Consider the following 16,768-nt stretch of genomic DNA (forward strand, 5'->3'; position numbering starts at 1 on the left):
GGGAATGCTTGGTTACGGTGGCCTCAATCGCGCTGAGGGCAGGGTTACCCGGATCTCCCACGAGTGGGAGACGCTGCGTGCGGCACACCGGCGCGGAGAACTGCCCACCCCGGTACTGCTCGACCGGCTCACGCAGATGTGTGATGAACTTGCGGGTGTCGCGGCGTCCTCGCCCCACCCGTCACTGGTGCGTGCCCGGCAGGCTGCGGCGGACCTGGGCCACCGGATCCGTCTGCACACCGTCGCCCTCGCGCCACGGCCCGTGGTGATCCCCGGGGTGACGGGGCCGGTGCCGGGAGCCCCTGTCGCCGGCCACCCTGTCGCCGGCCACCCGGTCCGCGACCTTCCGGAACTGTGGCACCACCACCGGCACGACCCGGAGCGCTGCCCTGCTCACCCTGACGCCGTCGGCGCGCCGGGCACGGACGGGTCACCCCTCGACGGGGAGGGGGGACGTCTGCCGGACCTGTTCCGGCTCCACTGGCAGGACGCCGCGGTCGCGGCCGTCGCGGACCCCGGGGTGTCCCTGGCGGAGATCGACGCCGTGACCGACCGTACCGCCGAGGTCATCCGCCACTACGGCGGATCAACCTCGGAGGTGGCCGCGGTCCGGGCCCGGGTCCTGCTCGCCACCGGCCGTGTCGAACAGGCCCGGGAGCTTCTGGACCTGACAGGGGAGCAGGCCCGCGGTACAGCGGTGACCCGTGCCGGGGTGGCACTGCTGCGCGGTGACCTCGACACTCTCATGCGGCTGCTGGGACACGCCGAGGACACCGGACGGGCGGGCACCACCGAATGGACCCTGGTGTCCGCGGCGTCGCTGGTACCCCTCGCCCATGTCGTGGACGCTGCGACGACCGTCGACCGGGTCGCCGCCGTCGTCGCAGCGTCCGCGGGCGTGCCGGAGATGGTTCCCGCCATGCTGCACGTCATCGAGTACCTGGCACTTGCCGGACAACCGGAGGTGGCCCTGTCGCTGCTGGTCAGAACGGTTGATCCGGCGAAAGTCCCGGCGAGCGCGGCTCCCGCCCTGCAGGCTGTCGTCCACGGAGGGTGGTCGTCGGACCCTGCGTCAGACCTCGGTCACCGTCGCCTGGTGGAGGGAGGGGAGACAGTCCACGAGACAGCCGAGCGTCTCGCCGGCGAACTGCGGGCCGACGCCGCCGGATTCGACGCCCGCGACGGCCGCAGGATGTGGACCACACTCGTGCCGGCGGTGAAGGAGTATCCGGTCCCGCCGCTCACCACGGACGATCTCGCCGGAATCTCCGGACTGCGGGGCCTCGCACTCCCGGCCGCGCTCCTCCCGGACGCCGTGTGCACCGTGACCGGGCAAGGGACTGCCGTCCCGGCTCACCGCCGGACCGAGCTGCCCGGGGTGGGGCCGGTCGACCCGGAGTCCTTCGACGCCTCCGAGTCGCTCTGCGCCACCGTCATGTACACGCTCCTGGGGCTCACGGACGCCGCGGACCTCGTCGTCGACCGGATGAGGTGTCTCACCCCGGCGGACGGGGACACGGCTGTCCTCGACGTCGCCGGAGAGTTCGTCCGTCGGGCGGACCTGGCTGCCGGGGCCACGGGTGGGAGGGGAGACGGCCGGGAAGACGGACGGGAGGGTGCCCGGGCGAACTGTGCAGGTTGTCCACGCATGACCGCGCCGGCGTCCGTCGGACTGCTGAAACAGGTCGACAGCATGGTGCGGGACTGTGCCTGTGCAGGAAGCGCCCATGACGCCCCCTCCCGGGTCCGCGCCATGGTGGCCCGCAGGTCGGGGGTCCACCCGCTGGTCCGGCGCCTCATCGACCTTGACATCCTCCTCGCCGGAACCCTCCCCACCCGCGACGCCGTCGAGTGTGCCGTCCAGGGGCTGTGGGCCGCGACCCGTCTGCTGCCGCGGGCGGTGCCGCTGACAGGCGGGGCGCTGCTCGGATCGGTGACAGATCCGGCGTACGGACGCCCGGGAAGAGGCATCGTGGACGCCACGGTCATTTCCACGGTCACCGCCGTGGCCCGTACCCTCCCCGCTCCGCCGCCGGCGTCCCCCCTGGGACTGGTCGACCACGTCGCAGACCTTGCGGACCTCGCTGAGGCCCTGGTCCAGGCAGGGGCGCACCATGAGGCCTGCTCGGTCGCGGGGTCGGGGCTGGCAGCGGTGGGGGAGAACTGGGCTGGGGCAGGCCTCACCCCTGTCTGCGGCACCGCTGAGGCAGGTGCGGACGACGACGGCCCGGTCAGACTGCTGCGCGCGGGGGCCGCCGCGCTGGCGTACCTGGGCAACGCGACCACCGCAGCGACGTTCGCCGATGCTGCGGCGGGGGCGGCGGAGTACCGCGGCCGGTGGCGTCTCGCGGAAGCCTGCCGGGAGGACGCCGCGGCCCGCAGGGCCTGAGGCGTGACGGCCCGCCGGGCCTGAGGCGTGACGGCCCGGGCAGATCAGAGGTTCATGATCTCGCGGATCTCCTCGGGGAGCTCCGCCACGCACGTGATCTGCGGTCGTCCCTCCTCCTTGTGGACCCGCAGGGCGTGGTTCACGATGGAGCGGCTGGTGGAGTCCAGGATCGGGAGTTCCTGGGCGAGAAGCCTGGCCATGAATTCGTTCACCGGGGCCTCGATGTGCTGCGCCGCCTCATAGTGGGCGTCCGGGTCGGTGCCGCCCACGACGGATGTCTGTGCCCTGGACCCCCGCTCACCGGCGGGACTGCCGTCACCGGCCCTGGCGATGTCGCGACGCATACGCTCCTTGAGCCGGTCCCGGCCTTCGCCGTCGTCGCCCCTGTTTCTCCTGCCGAACATGGCGACCAGCCTACTCCCGCCGGTCAACTACACTCGGGAAGGTACGCGAACAGCGAGACACCGGAGAAACGGAGGGTGGCAATGTCTGCCGTACCTGACAGGAACAGCACCACCGATCTCGCCGTCCTCGGGGCGACGACAGTCGGCTACTACCTCGTCAACGACCTGGTGAAAGGGCCTCGACTGCGCAGGGCCGTGGCCGCCGGCGTCCTGGCCACAGGTGCCGCCGCAGCCGTGGAAAGGGCACAGCGGGCCCGGGCGGACGCCGCCGCGGTCGCGGCGCGGGACGCTGCGGCGGAGGCTGCCCGGGTCGCCTCCGAAGCCGAGACCACCGGACGCGGTGGTACCGGTGCCGCGGAGATCTCCGCCACTCCCCCGGCGGTGAAACTCGTCGGGGCCGCGGCCGGTGCCGTCATCGTGGCGGCGGCGGGAAGCTGGCTGAACAGGAGGGTCGACCGGGCGGTCACGTCGTGGATCGGCCGGGCAGGCGGGAAGATTCCCCTGGTCGGAGGTCTCTTCCGACGGTTCCCCTCGACGGTCTGGGGGCTCGCGCAGTTCGGTGCGGTTCTTGCCGCGGAGAGGCTGACCAGAGCTGACGCACCCGCCCCGGCGGCGGAGAGAGCGGAGTCGACGAGGGCAGGTGCACGTCCGTGACCGCCGGGAGCACCGCGGCTTCCGCATCTGCCGGGACCCCCGGCATGCCGGCGACCACGACGGACCCCCGTTCAGGCACCCGCCCCCAGGACCCGCCGGTGCTCGTGGCGTCCACCGTCGGTGACGTCACCGCCGTGTGGCAGGTCGAGGTGGACGCCCGGATCCTCCTCGGGGACTTCTCCGGTGCCTGGCTGGTCGACGCGGACGGTGTCCGCGGTTTCGCCGCGGACGCGGAGTGGATCGCGGAGCGCAGTTCCCGCGAGGCGATGCTCCGACTCCTCCTCGCCCGGCCGGTTCTTGTCGCGGGGGACGGTGGCATGCCGGTCAGCGGTCCGGAGGCCGCGGCGTCCTTCCGTCTCCCGGAGGACACCACCGCCGCACTGCAGACCGTGGACGTCCCGGCCACCGTGGAACGGGCCGCGGCCGAGGTCGAAAGGAACAGGGCAGTTTTCGCTGAGGTCAACCCCGGTAAACGCCAGCCGGCGTGGGCTGCGGCCTGGGACGGGTACGAGTTCACCCCGGTCGTCGGCAGGGTCCCGGGAGTCCTCGACCCGGATGCGGCGGAGGCGGTACGCAGGACAATGGCCGCGGCCCGGGGACTGCGTGGACTGGCACAACGGTGGAACGCCCTGGACAAGCTCCGGGTCCAGAGGCTGGGGGAGGACCACGGCGGACCGTTGCGTGCCCTGCCCCTCGTCCTGAACTGACCGGTCGGGCACCCGACCGGCCCGTGGCTGAACCGGTACCGCTCCTGCGCCGTCCCCGGCAGACCGTCCCCGGCCGACCGTGGCCGGTTCCAGGAGGGTGCACCCGACGTCCACGGCGACCGCGCACACTCAGCGCTACGCTGGGCGACATGAGTGCCCAGCAACTGCCGCAGCGTCGGGGAGCCGCCGTGCGCGGTTTCGGCGCACACGGCGGCACCGACGGGCTCGCCTCGGTCCTCGAACTGCCTGGACTGGTCCACGACGCCGTGAACGCCGTGCCCGCACCGCCCCCGGAGGCGGCCGACCATGAACTGACCCTCCTGCTCCTCGCGGAACACCACGTCACCGGTCTCGGGTGGTTCACCCGCGCCCTCGGCCTCAACGGTGCACTGTCGGTCGCGGACACGGTCCGTTCCGTACTGATCTCCCTGGACTGGCCGGGAGCAGCCACGATGCTCACCCCGGAGAAGGAGAGGAACGGCGACAGCCGTATCTCCACCTGGTCTCTGCAGGCCCGGAGGGACGACCGTCTGCGGGTCTACTCGCGTACGGCCGGCTCCATCGGTACACCGTTACGGGAGGCGTTGGGGCGCGACGGGACCGGCGTCCTGGTCGTCGACGGGTACACGGTCACCGTCACCACCGCCGGGGCCATGCCCCGCGACGGACACACCCCCGACGCCGTCTGCCTCGCCGGCGGCTTCGCCCCTGACGACAGCGGCACCCCCTCCTCCGACCTCACCGTCGTCGACCCCCCCACCGCCTTCCCCCCGGGAACCCTGTCCGGTTCTCTGCCGGAGACCCCTGCGACACCTGTGCCCGTCCCCGGGGAGTTCGAGCACCCTGTCGGACTGCCCCGCGACGTCGACCTCGCCGCAGTGAACGTCGCACTGACAGGTGAGGAGACTGTCGCGGAGATCCTCGGCGGACTGGCACCTGAGTTGCGGGAACTTCTCCTCGGCGGGGACCTCTACGAGTTCACCCCGTTGCTTCAGGCCCTTGATCTCGGCAGACCCGCGCAGGTCGCCGACACCACCAGAGGGGTCCTGGAGAGCTTTCCCGCTGAGAAGTCCCAGGTCGGACGGGCGGCAGCCTGGTCGCGGGTCGTGGCCCTGTCGACCCTGTCCGACCGGGAGACCTCCGACGAGGTCACAGCGATGCTCATGGCGGCCCTGGGATTCACCCGGGCGGACGCCGGCCTCGCCCCCGTGGAGGGAAAACTCTCCTCCGACCCCCTGGACGCCGCGGAGATCCGCGCACTGTCCGCCGCCTCCGGCCGGCTGCTCGCCATCTGCGGAGCGGACGTGTGGGACGGCCCCGCCTCCGAGGTGACTCCGCTGGTGCCGAAGTGCAGTCTTGTCGACCGGCTGGAAATGTACCGGTTCCTGCTGCAGGCCTGACGTTTCTTTCAAACCGGTGAATGCTGAGTAACCTGGTGGGATGATTCCTGTCTCCCGTCGTCAGTGAGGACCCACCCGTGACCGATGCCGTCACCGAACGGCCGCCCAGGCCCCCCAGGTCGCCCCGGCCCAGGGGCCGTAAGCGCCGCATCCTGAAGCAGTTCCTCACCTTCGGTACCGTCGGCGCCTCCGGATTCGTGGTCAACCAGTGCGTGATGGTGCTGTCCAACAGGATCACCAGGGCGGTGTGGGGATTCGACCAGTACAGTCCCTTCGTCAACCTCTTCGGTTCGGCGTTCCACGTCCGCTGGTACCACGTCTTCAGCGTGCTGGCCTTCATCGTCGCGAACATCTGGAACTTCTTCCTCAACCGGAAGTTCACGTTCAGGACCCGCCGCGGGACCCCGTGGCTGAGGCCGATGTTCAGTTTCATGCTCGTGGGTGTTTTCGGTCTGCTCATCACCCTGGTGGTGCAGACCGCCCTGGTCAACGATGATTCCCCGATCGCCCTGTCGAGGGAGATCTGGGATGATTCCAGTGGTGTCCGGACCCGTGCCTACTGGGGCAACTTCATCGGGGTGATCGTCGCGATCCCCGCGAACTTCCTGTTCAACAAACTGTGGACTTTCCGGCACCGGCCGGGCAAGGGAGAGGTGAGGGTGGCCAGTGTCGGCTGATCTTTCAGTGGGTTCCGGGGGTCCCGGCGGCTCAGGGGGCGTCGGGACGGCCGGGAAGGACGGCAAGGACGCCACGGGCGTGACTGTCCGTGTGCCCCTGGCCACACAGCTCTTCCGTTTCGTGTGCACCGGCGTGGTCGGTGCGGTCGTCGACTTCGGGTCGACGTACCTTCTGCACCTTGCCGGGCTCTCCGACGGCCTGTCGAAGACGGTGGGGTTCGTGCTGGGTACGCTCACCGCGTACTTCATCAACCGCCGGTGGACCTTCCAGGCCGATCCGTCGACCAGACGGTTCGTCGTGACGATGTTGTCGTACCTGGTGACCTACGTGGTCCAGCTGGGACTGTACAAGCTCTGCATTCCCTGGCTGGAGGACCACGACTTCTCCGATTTCTGGACCAGGGCGGTGAGCTTCGTCATCGCCCAGGGGACGGCGACGGTGCTGAACTTCATCATCCAGAGGTGGGTCATTTTCCGGGTCCTGTGAGGGCGGGTCCTGTGAGGGCGCGGCGTCAGCAGGCTCTTCCCTGTCCGGTCCGGTCCCGGTCTCCTAGGGCCGGTAGAACTTCTCCTGCTGCCCCTGCCTCAGGAGTTTCAGCCATTCCCGGAAACCCTCCGGGTCCTTCTTCTTCACCAGGAAGTACCAGGCGAAGCGGGCGTACTCCTGGGGCAGCAGTCTGCGCATGCCCGGCTGGTTCATGAGGAAACCGCGGTTGCGGTAGGTGAAGTAGCGCTTGAACTCACTGTCCGGGTACTGGGTGTGCATCCTCCCGCCCAGGATCGGACGGAACTCGTCGGAACCGTCCGGATGCAGGTAGGAGGTCGTCAGACAGGTACCGAAGGGTAGCCCCGACCGGACCAGACGACGGTGGTACTCCACCTCGTCCCCTCTGATGAACAGGCGGTAGTCCGGCACTCCGATGACCTCCATCGTTCCCGCGCTGATGAGGGCCCCGTTGAACAGGCTGGCTATCCCCGGCAGGAAATCTCCCCGCAGTTCGGACAGGCGTCGTCGCCACACCACCCCCTGGCGCAGGGGGAAGGCGAGCCGCCCGGGCTCGTCGATGTTGCACACCACCGGCGACACCTCGGCCAGCCGGTTCCTCTCCGCCACGTCATAGAGGGTCTCCAGGACACTGTCGTCCGCGGGGCGGCCGTCGTCGTCGGCGCACCAGACCGCGTCCATGCCGAGGGAGAGGGCGGTGAGGAAACCGAGGGCGAAACCTCCCGCACCGCCGAGGTTCGTCTTGGAGGGAACGTAGACGCCGCGGTCCCCGGCGGTGGCGTCCACCAGGTCCCTGACGGCGTCATCGGCACCGTTGTCGACCACGATGACCTTGTCCACGCGGTGGGTCTGGGAACAGACCACGCCCAGCGACCCTTTCAGCAGTTCGACACGGTTGTGTGTGACGATCACCGCGGCAGTTGTGCCGTTTCGGTCGAGGAGGGTGTTGAGGGGGAAGGAATCGTGAGCGGGCTCCGGCATGGGGATCATTGTGCCACGGGTGAGGCAGTGTACCTGTCACCGGTCGCTGCCGGTACTGCCGTAGTCCGGGTCGCTGAGGGACGGGCAACGGTCGACGGCGCTCTCCACTGTCGAGGTCGTGTCATCGACGAGGTCTCCGGTGGTGGAGGGCATCTTCTCCGCTGCCTTGCGGAGCCCCTCCTCGTCGGCGTCCCGCAGTGCGGCGACAGCATCTTTGTAGTCCCGGTTGAGGTCCTCGGAAAGATGGTCGGCGACCGGGTGGTCATCGTCGGACTCGAAGTCGCGGAGATGGTCGTAGTAGAACTCGTTGAGGAAGTCGCAGGCCTGGGCCTGGTTCATCGGAGAATCACCGCCGCAGGCGGTGAGCAGGAGGGCGGTCGCCGCCACGGGGGCTGCGAGAGCCGCGGTGAGGACGGTGGGGCGGGGGAACAGGCGGGTGATCATGTCTCGGGTTTCTCTTTCGGTCGGGGGACGGTCAGCGGTTGGTGGCGGGGTTCCGGATGATGACGGTCTGTTCGCCGGTGGCTTCCGTGCCACCGTCAGGGGTGACGGAGACACGGACGGTGACCGGTGCCTCGGATCCGCGTTCAGGCAGAAGTGACCGGTCGACCCACTCCACGTCGTTGTCGGCCTCTTCACTGTCTGCGGTGAACCCGCACTGGCGCGAGTCCTTCCGGGCGATGACCTGACCGGCCTGGTCCGAGTAGGTGATGTGCGTGGAACACTTCCCGGACTGTGTGCCGGTCTTCCAGCTCACCGCGGGAAGAGTCTTGTACTGGGTGTACTGACGCAGGTCCTTCACCATCTCGAAGCGGTTCTCGCCGACCTGGATGATGTAGAAGTTGTCGAGCCGCATTGTCTGCTCTTCGGGGGCTGAGACGGTGACAGAGACGCCGTCGATGACGCCGATGTCGCCGTCACCGTCAGCGACGCCGCCACCGCCGTCAGTCGGTGACGGGGTCTGGTCGGTGCCGGTCGGTTCCGCAGTGACACCGGTGGTCGGTGCCTGCGGTGAGGTGGACCTCGGCGTCTGTGCGGACGGCAGGTCAGGCGAGGTCGTGAACGTGACCCCGGGCGGACTCCCCGGTTCCTCCCCGGTGCACCCGACCAGGTGCAGGGCGGTGGCGGAGACCAGGATCGCGGCGAGTGGTCGGTACAGGCGATTCACAGGTTATGTACCCCTCAGTTCTCAGTCAGGACGTTCCGGACGACTACAATGTGCAACCTGGATACTACATAGTGCTCCACCCTCGGTCCTGTCCTCCGGGGAGTGTTCCCCGGTGCACCCGTACTGTGACGGGCCGGATTCCGGGCTGACGGACCGCCTGTCGGGTGGCTGACTCCCCGGGAGGACTGTCGCGGGCACCGGGCTCCGGCAGCTGCTGTTATTCTGTGGACAATCACAGTTTCCTGAAGCGGAGTGAATATGCCTGGTGGAGCCCTGGACACGTTGTCCGTCATGGAGAACCTCACCTCCGTCCACCATGTGACGGAACAGAGATGGGATGAACTGGCGGACGACAGCTGGGGACCCGAGTTCCTGTCGCTGACCTCGGAACTCGACGAAGTGTCGGAGCGGGTCGGGGAGCTGGGCCCGGACGATCAGAGACTCCCCCTCCTGCGCGACCTGGCCTGTGCCAGATGTATCGCGGCAGGCGCGTACGGTGCCGTCCCGGAGCTTGCGAAGGCGGCGACCCTGCTGGCCACCCTCGCACTGTCCGCGGGGGATCCCTACATGCTCGCCACCGGCAGGTTCTACCTGGCAGAGAGCCTGCTTGCGGAAGGGGAGCTCGAGGCAGCCGGAGAACTGGCGGAAAGTGTCGCCCGGTCCGAGGAGAACCTGGACGTCGCGGAGTCCACGGCCCGCCCTCTGCTGGAGGCGGTCCGGCAGGCACAGGAGGCTCCCTCACCCGGGGAAGCTCTCGGACCGGCGTCCACCCCGGAGCCGGTTGACCCCGGCAGGGAGGATGACCCCGGAATTTCCGGGGAGGAGTTCTCCTGGGACGCCGCGGTCGCCAGGCTCGCGTCACAGCCGGACTCCCCCGACCGGGTCGATCTGTGGAACAGTCTCGTCACCGCCGTACAGCAGCTGGTGGCCGGAGCGTCCACGGTTCCCGAGCTTGAGAGGGCGCAGGGACTTCTGGGACAGCTCCGTGAACTGCTCGGCCGGGAACCCTCGGTGACGGAGGGACGCCCCGGTCTTCCGGTGCTCATGTGGGCGACAACGGTACTGCAGACGGGTAGGAGAGTGTCTGCCGCGCTCGGCGACACCGTCGCGGCGTCGGAGGCGGATGAACAGCTGTACCGCACCGTGTTCTCCGCCGACCCGTCAGAACTGCCGCAGGACGCGCCGGACTCCGTCCGGATCGCCGCGGTGAGCCTCCACCTCAGCCTTCCCGGGACCGTGACCGGGCACGGTGACGGCGAAAGGCTCAAGCTCGCCGAACAGCTCGTCACCCTCAACCGGCGGTCAGGAGAAGGGTCAGCAACGGTGACAGCGATGCTGGAACTGGGACAGTGCCTCGAAAAAGTCGGTCGGCCTGCAGAAATGTACGACATCTACTCCGAGGCGCTGGACATGGCCCGGGGCGTCGGTGACCTCTCGGCGGTTGCCTGGGCGACGATCCGACTCTCCTACGCCCAGTACACCGCAGGCAATCCCGATGTCGCCATGGGACTGCTCCTGTCCGTCAACGAGGAACTGTCCGGCACCGGTGCCGGCACAGTGGCAGGTGCGGATCTCGGAGCAGTCGCGGAGGTCAAGGTGTCGCTCGCTCAGCTGTACGAGGTTGCCGGGCCCCGGTACGCGGACCACCGCAGAGCATTCCTCCTCGAGGCTGCGGAACTGTTCGACCGCGCCGGGGTCACCGACAGGGCACTCTGGTGCCGTGAATCAGCTCGTTGACCGTCAGCTCTCTGACCGTCATCTTTCTGACCGCAGTCAGCTGTTCCGTTCGAGGAAGAGTCCCCGGGGCACCAGAACAGAGAGCAGCGGGTCGAGGACCCGGTAGGGCGCGATGCCTCTTCTGCTGAGCTGTTCACCGCGTGGTGACTCGCCGAGAGCGGAGACAGCGAAGTACCGCGCACTGTCCACAGGCGCGCCACTTCCCTGTCCGGTCCAGCAGTAGTCCTGGTTGATGAGGTTCACCAGACGGTCAGCCTGCATGTAGCGGAGCAGGCTCTCAATCTCCATGTGGAGCAGCTGCTGGTCGTGGGCGTTGAACATCAGCCCCGAGTCACGTCGGAACGCCGCGCCGCTGTTTCCCATGATCTCGGCCCACTGGTTCTGACCGGTTTCGGCGAGCTGCTGCAGGGTGTCGAACTTCGAGATCGTGACCGCCAGCCGGGGACGCTGGTCACCGAGTACGGAGATGATGTTCCGGAGGACGTCCTCCGGGTCGCCTCCGGTGAGGTTCTGAGGAGGGATGAGTCCCTTGAGATAGGTGCGGATCTGCTGTACCCCCAGCGGGTCGAACAGGAAGACGATGAGATCCGAGTGACGGAAGAACTCCAGCTCACCCGGGGAGTCCGGAAGATGCTCCAGATCCTCACCGGCGACGTCCCGCAGGACGAGGAAGTGCGGGCGGAATGTCCCGTCAGCGTCCGCCCAACGTCCCAGGGAGAAGATCAGAGGATCACGCTGGTAGGCGTCGGCGTTCGACACCGGGGGCGTCGCAGGCATGTGCTTCATCTCCCGGTACAGGGGAGTCTCGTAGAAGGTGCGGAACCGGTCCCGTGTGGAACTGTTCGCAGGCTCGACCACCCTGTTGAAGCGGCCGGCAAGCTCCTCGAGCTGCTTGATGACGACCGCGGTGTAGAGACTCTTGCCGGACGCCCTGGCACCGGCCATCGCGAAACAGTGGACGTGGGCGTCCGCCCAACCGGTCGGCAGCGGATGGCCGTCGGCGGAATGTGTCGAACCGGCGGCCAGGGGCTGGAAAGTGTAGGGGTCCCGGGAAAGTGTCGTTGAAGAGGTCACCTGTACTCCTCCCGTGCCGTGGAGAGCACACCTGCCACCACTGCGGCCCCGGCGGTGAACGCGGAGCCGTCGCCGCCGTTGATCGCCGAGCTGAGCTGCCCGGTGATTGCGATGAACCCGGTCCGGGGCGTCCTGTCCGGGGACATGGCGTAGAGCTCCTGTTCAGCCGGCGCGCCGGTCCCGAGAGCGATCACCAGTGACGGTGCGGTCGAGCTGAACATCCCGCTCACCGGGGTGGCGGTGAGGTGGATGCTGAGCTCGTCCGGCGGCAGGTCCGCCGGTCGGGGCAGCACTTCCGCCCCGACACGCGTGCTGTCAGCCTCCGAGGCGGACCGCAGGGCACCCTCCAATGAGCTGCAGGGAACCTCGCCCCGCCGGCCGCCGCCGGTGGTGAGATCCACCGTGTCGGCACCGAGAGTTCCGGAGACGCCGCGGACGACAGTCACGGCGGCGGCGAGGTCCTCGTCCGGGACCGTGCTCCCGAACGTTGCACCGGTGTCAGCTGTCAGATGGATACGCGAGATCGTGGGCACCTCCGTGAGGTGGGCACGCAGGGCGGAGGAGACCGCCATCACCGAACCGGGCAGTTCCTCACTGTCGGAGGAACCGAAAGCCGTGAACACGTAACGGTCCCCCTCGTGGGAGATCCGACCGAGTAGCTTCTCGGACACTCCGCCCACCCGAACTATCGGGAACTCGACGGTGGCTTCGGCACCCCTGGTGACCGAGACCCGGACCGACTGCTCTATCGGGAAAACTCCTCCGGAGCCGTGGGTCACCGTGATCGTCGCTGCCGTCGGCACCGACGTGACCACGGCGAGAGAGGGATTCGGGTTCATGCACAGAATGCCCTCTCCCGCCACGGTGACGCGGAGGTCAGCGTTCTCGGCCCCGACAGGGAACACCTGGATCTTCAGCATCCCCCGGTCTTCAAGGGACTCGGATTCGCCGTCATTGAGTGAAATTGAGTACATCGCTCGGTCATCGTCCTTTTGGTCGTGGTGAAGGGTCAGCGGTCGTAACTGCGGTAGTGCCGGTCGTGGGCGTCAACATTCCGGCGCCGGACCTCCTCAGCCAGGTGCCGCAGCAGGGGGGAGGTCAGGTTCTGGAAGGTCACGGGCCCTGTCGGGACCATCTCCGGGGTCCGGGAGGACCGGAAGAAGGCGGCGGCCTCGGCAACCAGTCCCTCCCGCTCGGGGACGGGGACCCGGTCAAAGGTCCATTCCGGCAACCGTGCCGGAATGAAGCTGTCACCGTTGGACAGCAGGGACAGCACCCTCACCCTGGCCAGTCGACCCAGTTCATCGGCAGGATCGAGGAAGAGGTAGTACTCGGCCTTCTTCGGGGCCTGCCGGGGAGGCGTTCTCCCCCTGTCATCGATATTGTTGATCTCTGCGTCCCATTCATCCAGGGTCGCCGTCCTGATGAACTCCTCGTCCTTCGGCGACAGCTGGAGCACTGACCGTAGCAGCGCACACGTACTGTCCCGCTGATCGACCGGGTTCCTGTTCCCCGTTCCCCACGGGGAGTCAGATTCCGGTGGCGTTGCCACTGTTCCGGTGTCTGCATGGTATCCCGCCTGGGCAGGCGCCGGGCGGGGCGGGTGCGCAGGAGGGAAGGGATTCACCGGAGCACCGGACCCTGGAACAGCCCTGTCGGAGAAACCGGACTCATGTGACGTCGGGGCAGCGGCCGGGAACGGATCGGTCGGCCGTCGCTCCCAGGATGCGGAGGTCCAGTTGCGGGATTCCGGGGCCTGTGACAGGTTCCGGCCCGGATCCGGAGCCGTGGCCGGCGGGGCGGAAGGTGAGGCCGCCGCAGCGGGGGACGAGGGCAGGGGGGACCCGGAATCCACGACGGTCACACCTGCCCCCGGCTGCAGCTGGTCCCTGTCTTCAGCCGCCACCAGGCAGAACGATGTGCCGAGGGCAAGGACAGCGGAAACTCCGCTCGCGCGCTCGTACGTCGACCAGGTGAAGGTGCGGTCGCCGGGAAGGGAGCGGGGCACACACCGGGACAGTGCCGCCACCCACAGCGGTCCCTCCGAAGGGTCGGTCACCAGGACCACCTGACCGCCATCGCAGATCCGGGACCTCAGGAACTCGAGAATCCCGGTACGGGGCACCGGGCCACGGTGGTCGCCGACCGTGCTCAACTCCGGGGGAAAGGCAGTTTCCCCGGGGCCGTCGGAGATGTCAGGGGACAGGAACCTGTCGACGACCTCGTCCGTGAGCACCGCCCCCCGTTCCAGGTCGCCGAAAGCCGGTACGACCGCGGCGTCCACCTTGTTCTTTCCATAGGGTGCCGGGACGGACGGGGAGTACATCAGTGGCGCGGCGTCCACGGTGGGCAGTGCCCCGGAATCGGTGATGAACGCGCCGGTGAAGACATTGCCGGTCCGGCCGGAGGAATCCTGGCCCGCCGCCGCAGACGCGAGGAAGACCCCGGTCTCCAACGGATCCCACGGAGCCGGGATCCAGGCGAACCTCCTCACCCTGCGTGCAAGTTCGATCCGGTTCGGGAATGTCGGCAGGGCGGAGTCCCCGCTGATACGGGTCGGGACCAGGGGGATGATCTCGGCGGTGAACATGTCGGGGACATCCCCGGTGCGGTGGCCGATGCCCCACCCGCCCGGTCTGGTGGATGTCGGGGAGAACGAAGCGTATGTGAATGAACCGGACATCTAGACCGCCCCGTTCCAGTCGGCACGGGGGACCGTCAGTCTCCCCGCGACCTCACCCTCGATGATCACGGCCGGAATGTCCGACGAGGTCCACCCGGAGCGGGCACTGGCAGCTACCCCGGCACCGTCACCGGCACTGCCACCGGTGCCGCCACCGTGACCGGTCGGCGGCTCGGCGGCGGCGTGGAGGGCACCGCCGAAAGCTGAGGCGGTGACCCCGGCACCGACCGTGCCCCAGGTCGTGGACTGGCCGTCATCCTCCCGGCTGTGCCCTCCGGCCCCGGCACCGTACCGGTCGTCGATGAAGAGACGCAGATACCCTCCGCGCAGGTTACGGTTGTCGACCCACCAGAGTGCCTCGCCCGTGGCGTCCTCCCCCAGCCAGGTACCGTCACCGGTCGGGGCGACCGCAGTGTTCCCCGCGAAACCCGGAAGAGTCGCCTGGTAGATGTCAGGGGAGGGCGTGACCTCCTGCTGTTGTGCGCGGACATACTTCATGCAGGTCACGGGTTCTCCGTCGCTGAGGGCCAGAGGAAGCCGGTCAGGACGGTACACCAGCCGGAAATGCGGGGCATTGGCGTCGGGGTAGCCCAGTGACCAGATCTTCAGCAGCAGGCCGGACTCGGTGTAGTCAAGGTCGTAGGAGAAGGTCCGCAGTCCCGGGTAGTCGATGACCGCAGCCTCGTCGGCCTCCTTCTCCTCGCCGTCGTAGATCGCCTTCGGCATGAGGCTGATGCGTTCCCCGGAGTTCAGCAGGTTCAGCCTGACCCCGCCCTGTCTCCGGTATGCGGTCTCCTCGAGACGGACCGTCTGCTGGGTCGTCGTGATGTCGACGAAGTCGGCACCGCCGGGCCAGTCGAAGGTCACCAGCTGGCTGGACACACGCTCGATCAGTCGGGGATCGCGGAGAGTGTCCACCTTCTGCAGTACCGCACTCTCGCCGACCCACGCCCTCTCCTCGACGATGTTCACCGGGGTGGCGTACACCTGGTGCCAGCCCGCCGGCCACACCAGTTTCCGCAGAACCGCCTGACCCGGTGCGGTGTCGTCGTCGACGATCCTGTCGGTGGTGCCCAGGGCGTCATCGTCGTCGATGTAGTCCTTGTCGATCGCCTGCAGGGTCAGCTCCGGGTTGGGGGCACTGTCAGTGAGGTAGATGCGGACGGTTCCCGTCGGCGGTGCCTGCCAGGAGAGCATGATGCTGTCCTCACCCTCCGCGGACACTGGTTCGGCAGTGGTGAGCGTGACTTTCTGGATCTCGGCACTGACCTGCTTCTCCAACGGAGGTGTCTGCGCACCGGTCCGGGACCTGCCCCGGAAACTGACGACCGGAGCGAGACTGAACAGGTATGTCAGACCCCGTGTGGACACCCGGTGGGTGAAACCTGACTGCTCCAGGCCGCTGGTGAGCTGGTTCCCGGAATCGTTGAGCCTGCCCGGGTAGTCCTTGCGGGCATGGTAGACGCGCACTTCGGCGTGACCGGGCAGTGAGTCCCAGGAACCGGTGACTATCCCGCCTGACTCTGCGAGCTTGAAGTTTCGCGGAGGGAAGATGGCGACATCCTCGCCGAGGAACAGGGCGGGCGCCTGGTAGATATTCTCGATGCCGTCGTCCCAGGTGTACGCCCACACCATGTAATGCCGGAAACCGCTCGTGGCGGGGCGTGTGTCCCGGAAGGCGGTGCCGTGGGTGATCACCAGTTCATGTCCCGCCCCCGGAGCCCTGTCCACCTCGCGGTCCGCCGCGATGACCCGGTACAGGGTGGTGTCCCTGGGGCGGCCCGGCAGGGGCTTCCAGGTGACCAGGACGGATTCGGCGGAGGCGTCGGCGTCCGCGTCATCACCGGCGGGCCGCCCCTCCGTCTCAATGGTGACATGGACTGAGTCGGGGGAGCTGAACCCCTCCGGATCCTGGTAGTCGTAGGTGGCGTCCAGGTGGGTGAAGACCTCCCTGACAATCGGGTTGGTCTCGAAGTCGTCCGGGTCGACCGTGGCGCCGGTTCCTCCGGTGTGCAGGGCCATCAGTTGTTCGCTGAGTGAAAGTTTCCCGGAGTTCGGCACAGTACTGTCCTCACTGTCCTCGTGGTCGTCGGATACTTCGGTGGTGGCGTCTCCCTGCCCTGCGGCGGCACCTGGTTCTGCTGCATCCCCGGAGGACACACCGCCGGACACATGCCTGCCCCCGTGACTGTTGTCCGGCACGTCGGGGAGCAGGACCGTTCTGCCGGAGAGGAGGGTCAGGATGTCGTCGGCTCTCCCGTGCATCTCCCCGGGAAGTGCGGCGATGACGCTGTCACGGGTCGGGGTGGGGAGAACGGCGAGGCGGCGCACCGTGTCCAGGGGAAGTCCCAGGGACGCGCAACTGCCGGGCTGGTTCGGTGTGTCCATC

Annotated in this window: 15 protein-coding genes; 7 read left to right on the forward strand and 8 right to left on the reverse strand. The window is 68.2% G+C overall.

Going from position 1 to position 16,768, the window contains the following annotated elements; translation table 11 throughout:
- The first annotated feature begins 4 nt into the window (after positions 1 to 4).
- Complete coding sequence (locus E0E18_RS09675; protein WP_237559726.1) at positions 5 to 2,389, forward strand: hypothetical protein; 2,385 nt, start codon at positions 5 to 7, stop codon at positions 2,387 to 2,389.
- Between the two features lie 44 nt (positions 2,390 to 2,433).
- Here E0E18_RS09675 and E0E18_RS09680 read toward each other — a convergent pair whose 3' ends face one another.
- Positions 2,434 to 2,793, reverse strand: coding sequence for a hypothetical protein (locus tag E0E18_RS09680; protein ID WP_110482277.1), 360 nt, complete (start codon positions 2,791 to 2,793; stop codon positions 2,434 to 2,436).
- An 81-nt stretch (positions 2,794 to 2,874) separates the two neighbouring features.
- Here E0E18_RS09680 and E0E18_RS09685 point away from each other — a divergent pair, with 81 nt between their 5' ends.
- The 5 genes from E0E18_RS09685 to E0E18_RS09705 all read left to right on the forward strand — a co-directional run bounded on the left by E0E18_RS09685 (position 2,875) and on the right by E0E18_RS09705 (position 6,718).
- Positions 2,875 to 3,447, forward strand: coding sequence for a hypothetical protein (locus tag E0E18_RS09685; RefSeq protein ID WP_130840521.1), 573 nt, complete (start codon positions 2,875 to 2,877; stop codon positions 3,445 to 3,447).
- Complete coding sequence (locus tag E0E18_RS09690) at positions 3,444 to 4,154, forward strand: N-acetylglucosamine-6-phosphate deacetylase (protein ID WP_202616718.1); 711 nt, start codon at positions 3,444 to 3,446, stop codon at positions 4,152 to 4,154. Before E0E18_RS09685 ends, E0E18_RS09690 begins: the two co-directional genes overlap by 4 nt.
- A 149-nt stretch (positions 4,155 to 4,303) precedes the next feature.
- Complete coding sequence (locus E0E18_RS09695; RefSeq protein WP_130840523.1) at positions 4,304 to 5,554, forward strand: hypothetical protein; 1,251 nt, start codon at positions 4,304 to 4,306, stop codon at positions 5,552 to 5,554.
- Between the two features lie 77 nt (positions 5,555 to 5,631).
- Positions 5,632 to 6,231 (forward strand): GtrA family protein, encoded by a 600-nt coding sequence (locus E0E18_RS09700; protein ID WP_078057142.1) that lies wholly within the window; start codon positions 5,632 to 5,634, stop codon positions 6,229 to 6,231.
- Complete coding sequence (locus tag E0E18_RS09705) at positions 6,221 to 6,718, forward strand: GtrA family protein (protein WP_272914249.1); 498 nt, start codon at positions 6,221 to 6,223, stop codon at positions 6,716 to 6,718. The genes E0E18_RS09700 and E0E18_RS09705 overlap by 11 nt, the downstream gene beginning before the upstream one ends.
- A gap of 63 nt (positions 6,719 to 6,781) precedes the next feature.
- Here the strand turns inward: E0E18_RS09705 and glfT1 are convergent, their stop codons facing one another.
- The 3 genes from glfT1 to E0E18_RS09720 are packed head-to-tail and all read right to left on the reverse strand — an operon-like array spanning position 6,782 to position 8,885.
- Positions 6,782 to 7,717 carry a galactofuranosyltransferase GlfT1 gene (gene glfT1 / locus E0E18_RS09710; protein WP_227871091.1) on the reverse strand — a complete coding sequence of 312 codons (936 nt, stop codon included), beginning with the start codon at positions 7,715 to 7,717 and terminating at the stop codon, positions 6,782 to 6,784.
- 36 nt (positions 7,718 to 7,753) lie between these two features.
- A complete protein-coding gene (locus E0E18_RS09715) occupies positions 7,754 to 8,161 on the reverse strand; it encodes a hypothetical protein (protein ID WP_130840525.1) in 408 nt (135 codons plus the stop codon).
- Between the two features lie 31 nt (positions 8,162 to 8,192).
- Complete coding sequence (locus E0E18_RS09720) at positions 8,193 to 8,885, reverse strand: hypothetical protein (protein ID WP_130840527.1); 693 nt, start codon at positions 8,883 to 8,885, stop codon at positions 8,193 to 8,195.
- 258 nt (positions 8,886 to 9,143) lie between these two features.
- Between E0E18_RS09720 and E0E18_RS09725 the strand changes: the two genes are divergently transcribed.
- Positions 9,144 to 10,622: a tetratricopeptide repeat protein gene (locus tag E0E18_RS09725; protein ID WP_130840529.1), complete on the forward strand. Its 1,479-nt coding sequence runs from the start codon at positions 9,144 to 9,146 to the stop codon at positions 10,620 to 10,622.
- A gap of 36 nt (positions 10,623 to 10,658) precedes the next feature.
- Here the strand turns inward: E0E18_RS09725 and E0E18_RS09730 are convergent, their stop codons facing one another.
- From E0E18_RS09730 to E0E18_RS09745, 4 genes are read right to left on the reverse strand one after another with little or no spacing between them, the layout of a single operon-like run.
- A complete protein-coding gene (locus tag E0E18_RS09730) occupies positions 10,659 to 11,696 on the reverse strand; it encodes a TRAFAC clade GTPase domain-containing protein (protein WP_130840531.1) in 1,038 nt (345 codons plus the stop codon).
- Positions 11,693 to 12,670 carry a hypothetical protein gene (locus tag E0E18_RS09735; RefSeq protein WP_130840533.1) on the reverse strand — a complete coding sequence of 326 codons (978 nt, stop codon included), beginning with the start codon at positions 12,668 to 12,670 and terminating at the stop codon, positions 11,693 to 11,695. Before E0E18_RS09735 ends, E0E18_RS09730 begins: the two co-directional genes overlap by 4 nt.
- Positions 12,671 to 12,705: 35 nt before the next feature.
- On the reverse strand, positions 12,706 to 14,379 hold the full coding sequence (locus E0E18_RS09740) for a GAP1-N2 domain-containing protein (protein ID WP_130840535.1): 1,674 nt from the start codon (positions 14,377 to 14,379) through the stop codon (positions 12,706 to 12,708).
- The gene (locus tag E0E18_RS09745; RefSeq protein ID WP_130840537.1) at positions 14,380 to 16,767 is read right to left on the reverse strand and encodes a SaeA-related protein; all 2,388 of its coding nucleotides are present in this window, start codon (positions 16,765 to 16,767) and stop codon (positions 14,380 to 14,382) included.
- Between the last annotated feature and the right edge of the window lies 1 nt (position 16,768).

The organism is Corynebacterium neomassiliense (genome assembly GCF_900626215.1).
GTDB lineage: Bacteria > Actinomycetota > Actinomycetes > Mycobacteriales > Mycobacteriaceae > Corynebacterium > Corynebacterium neomassiliense.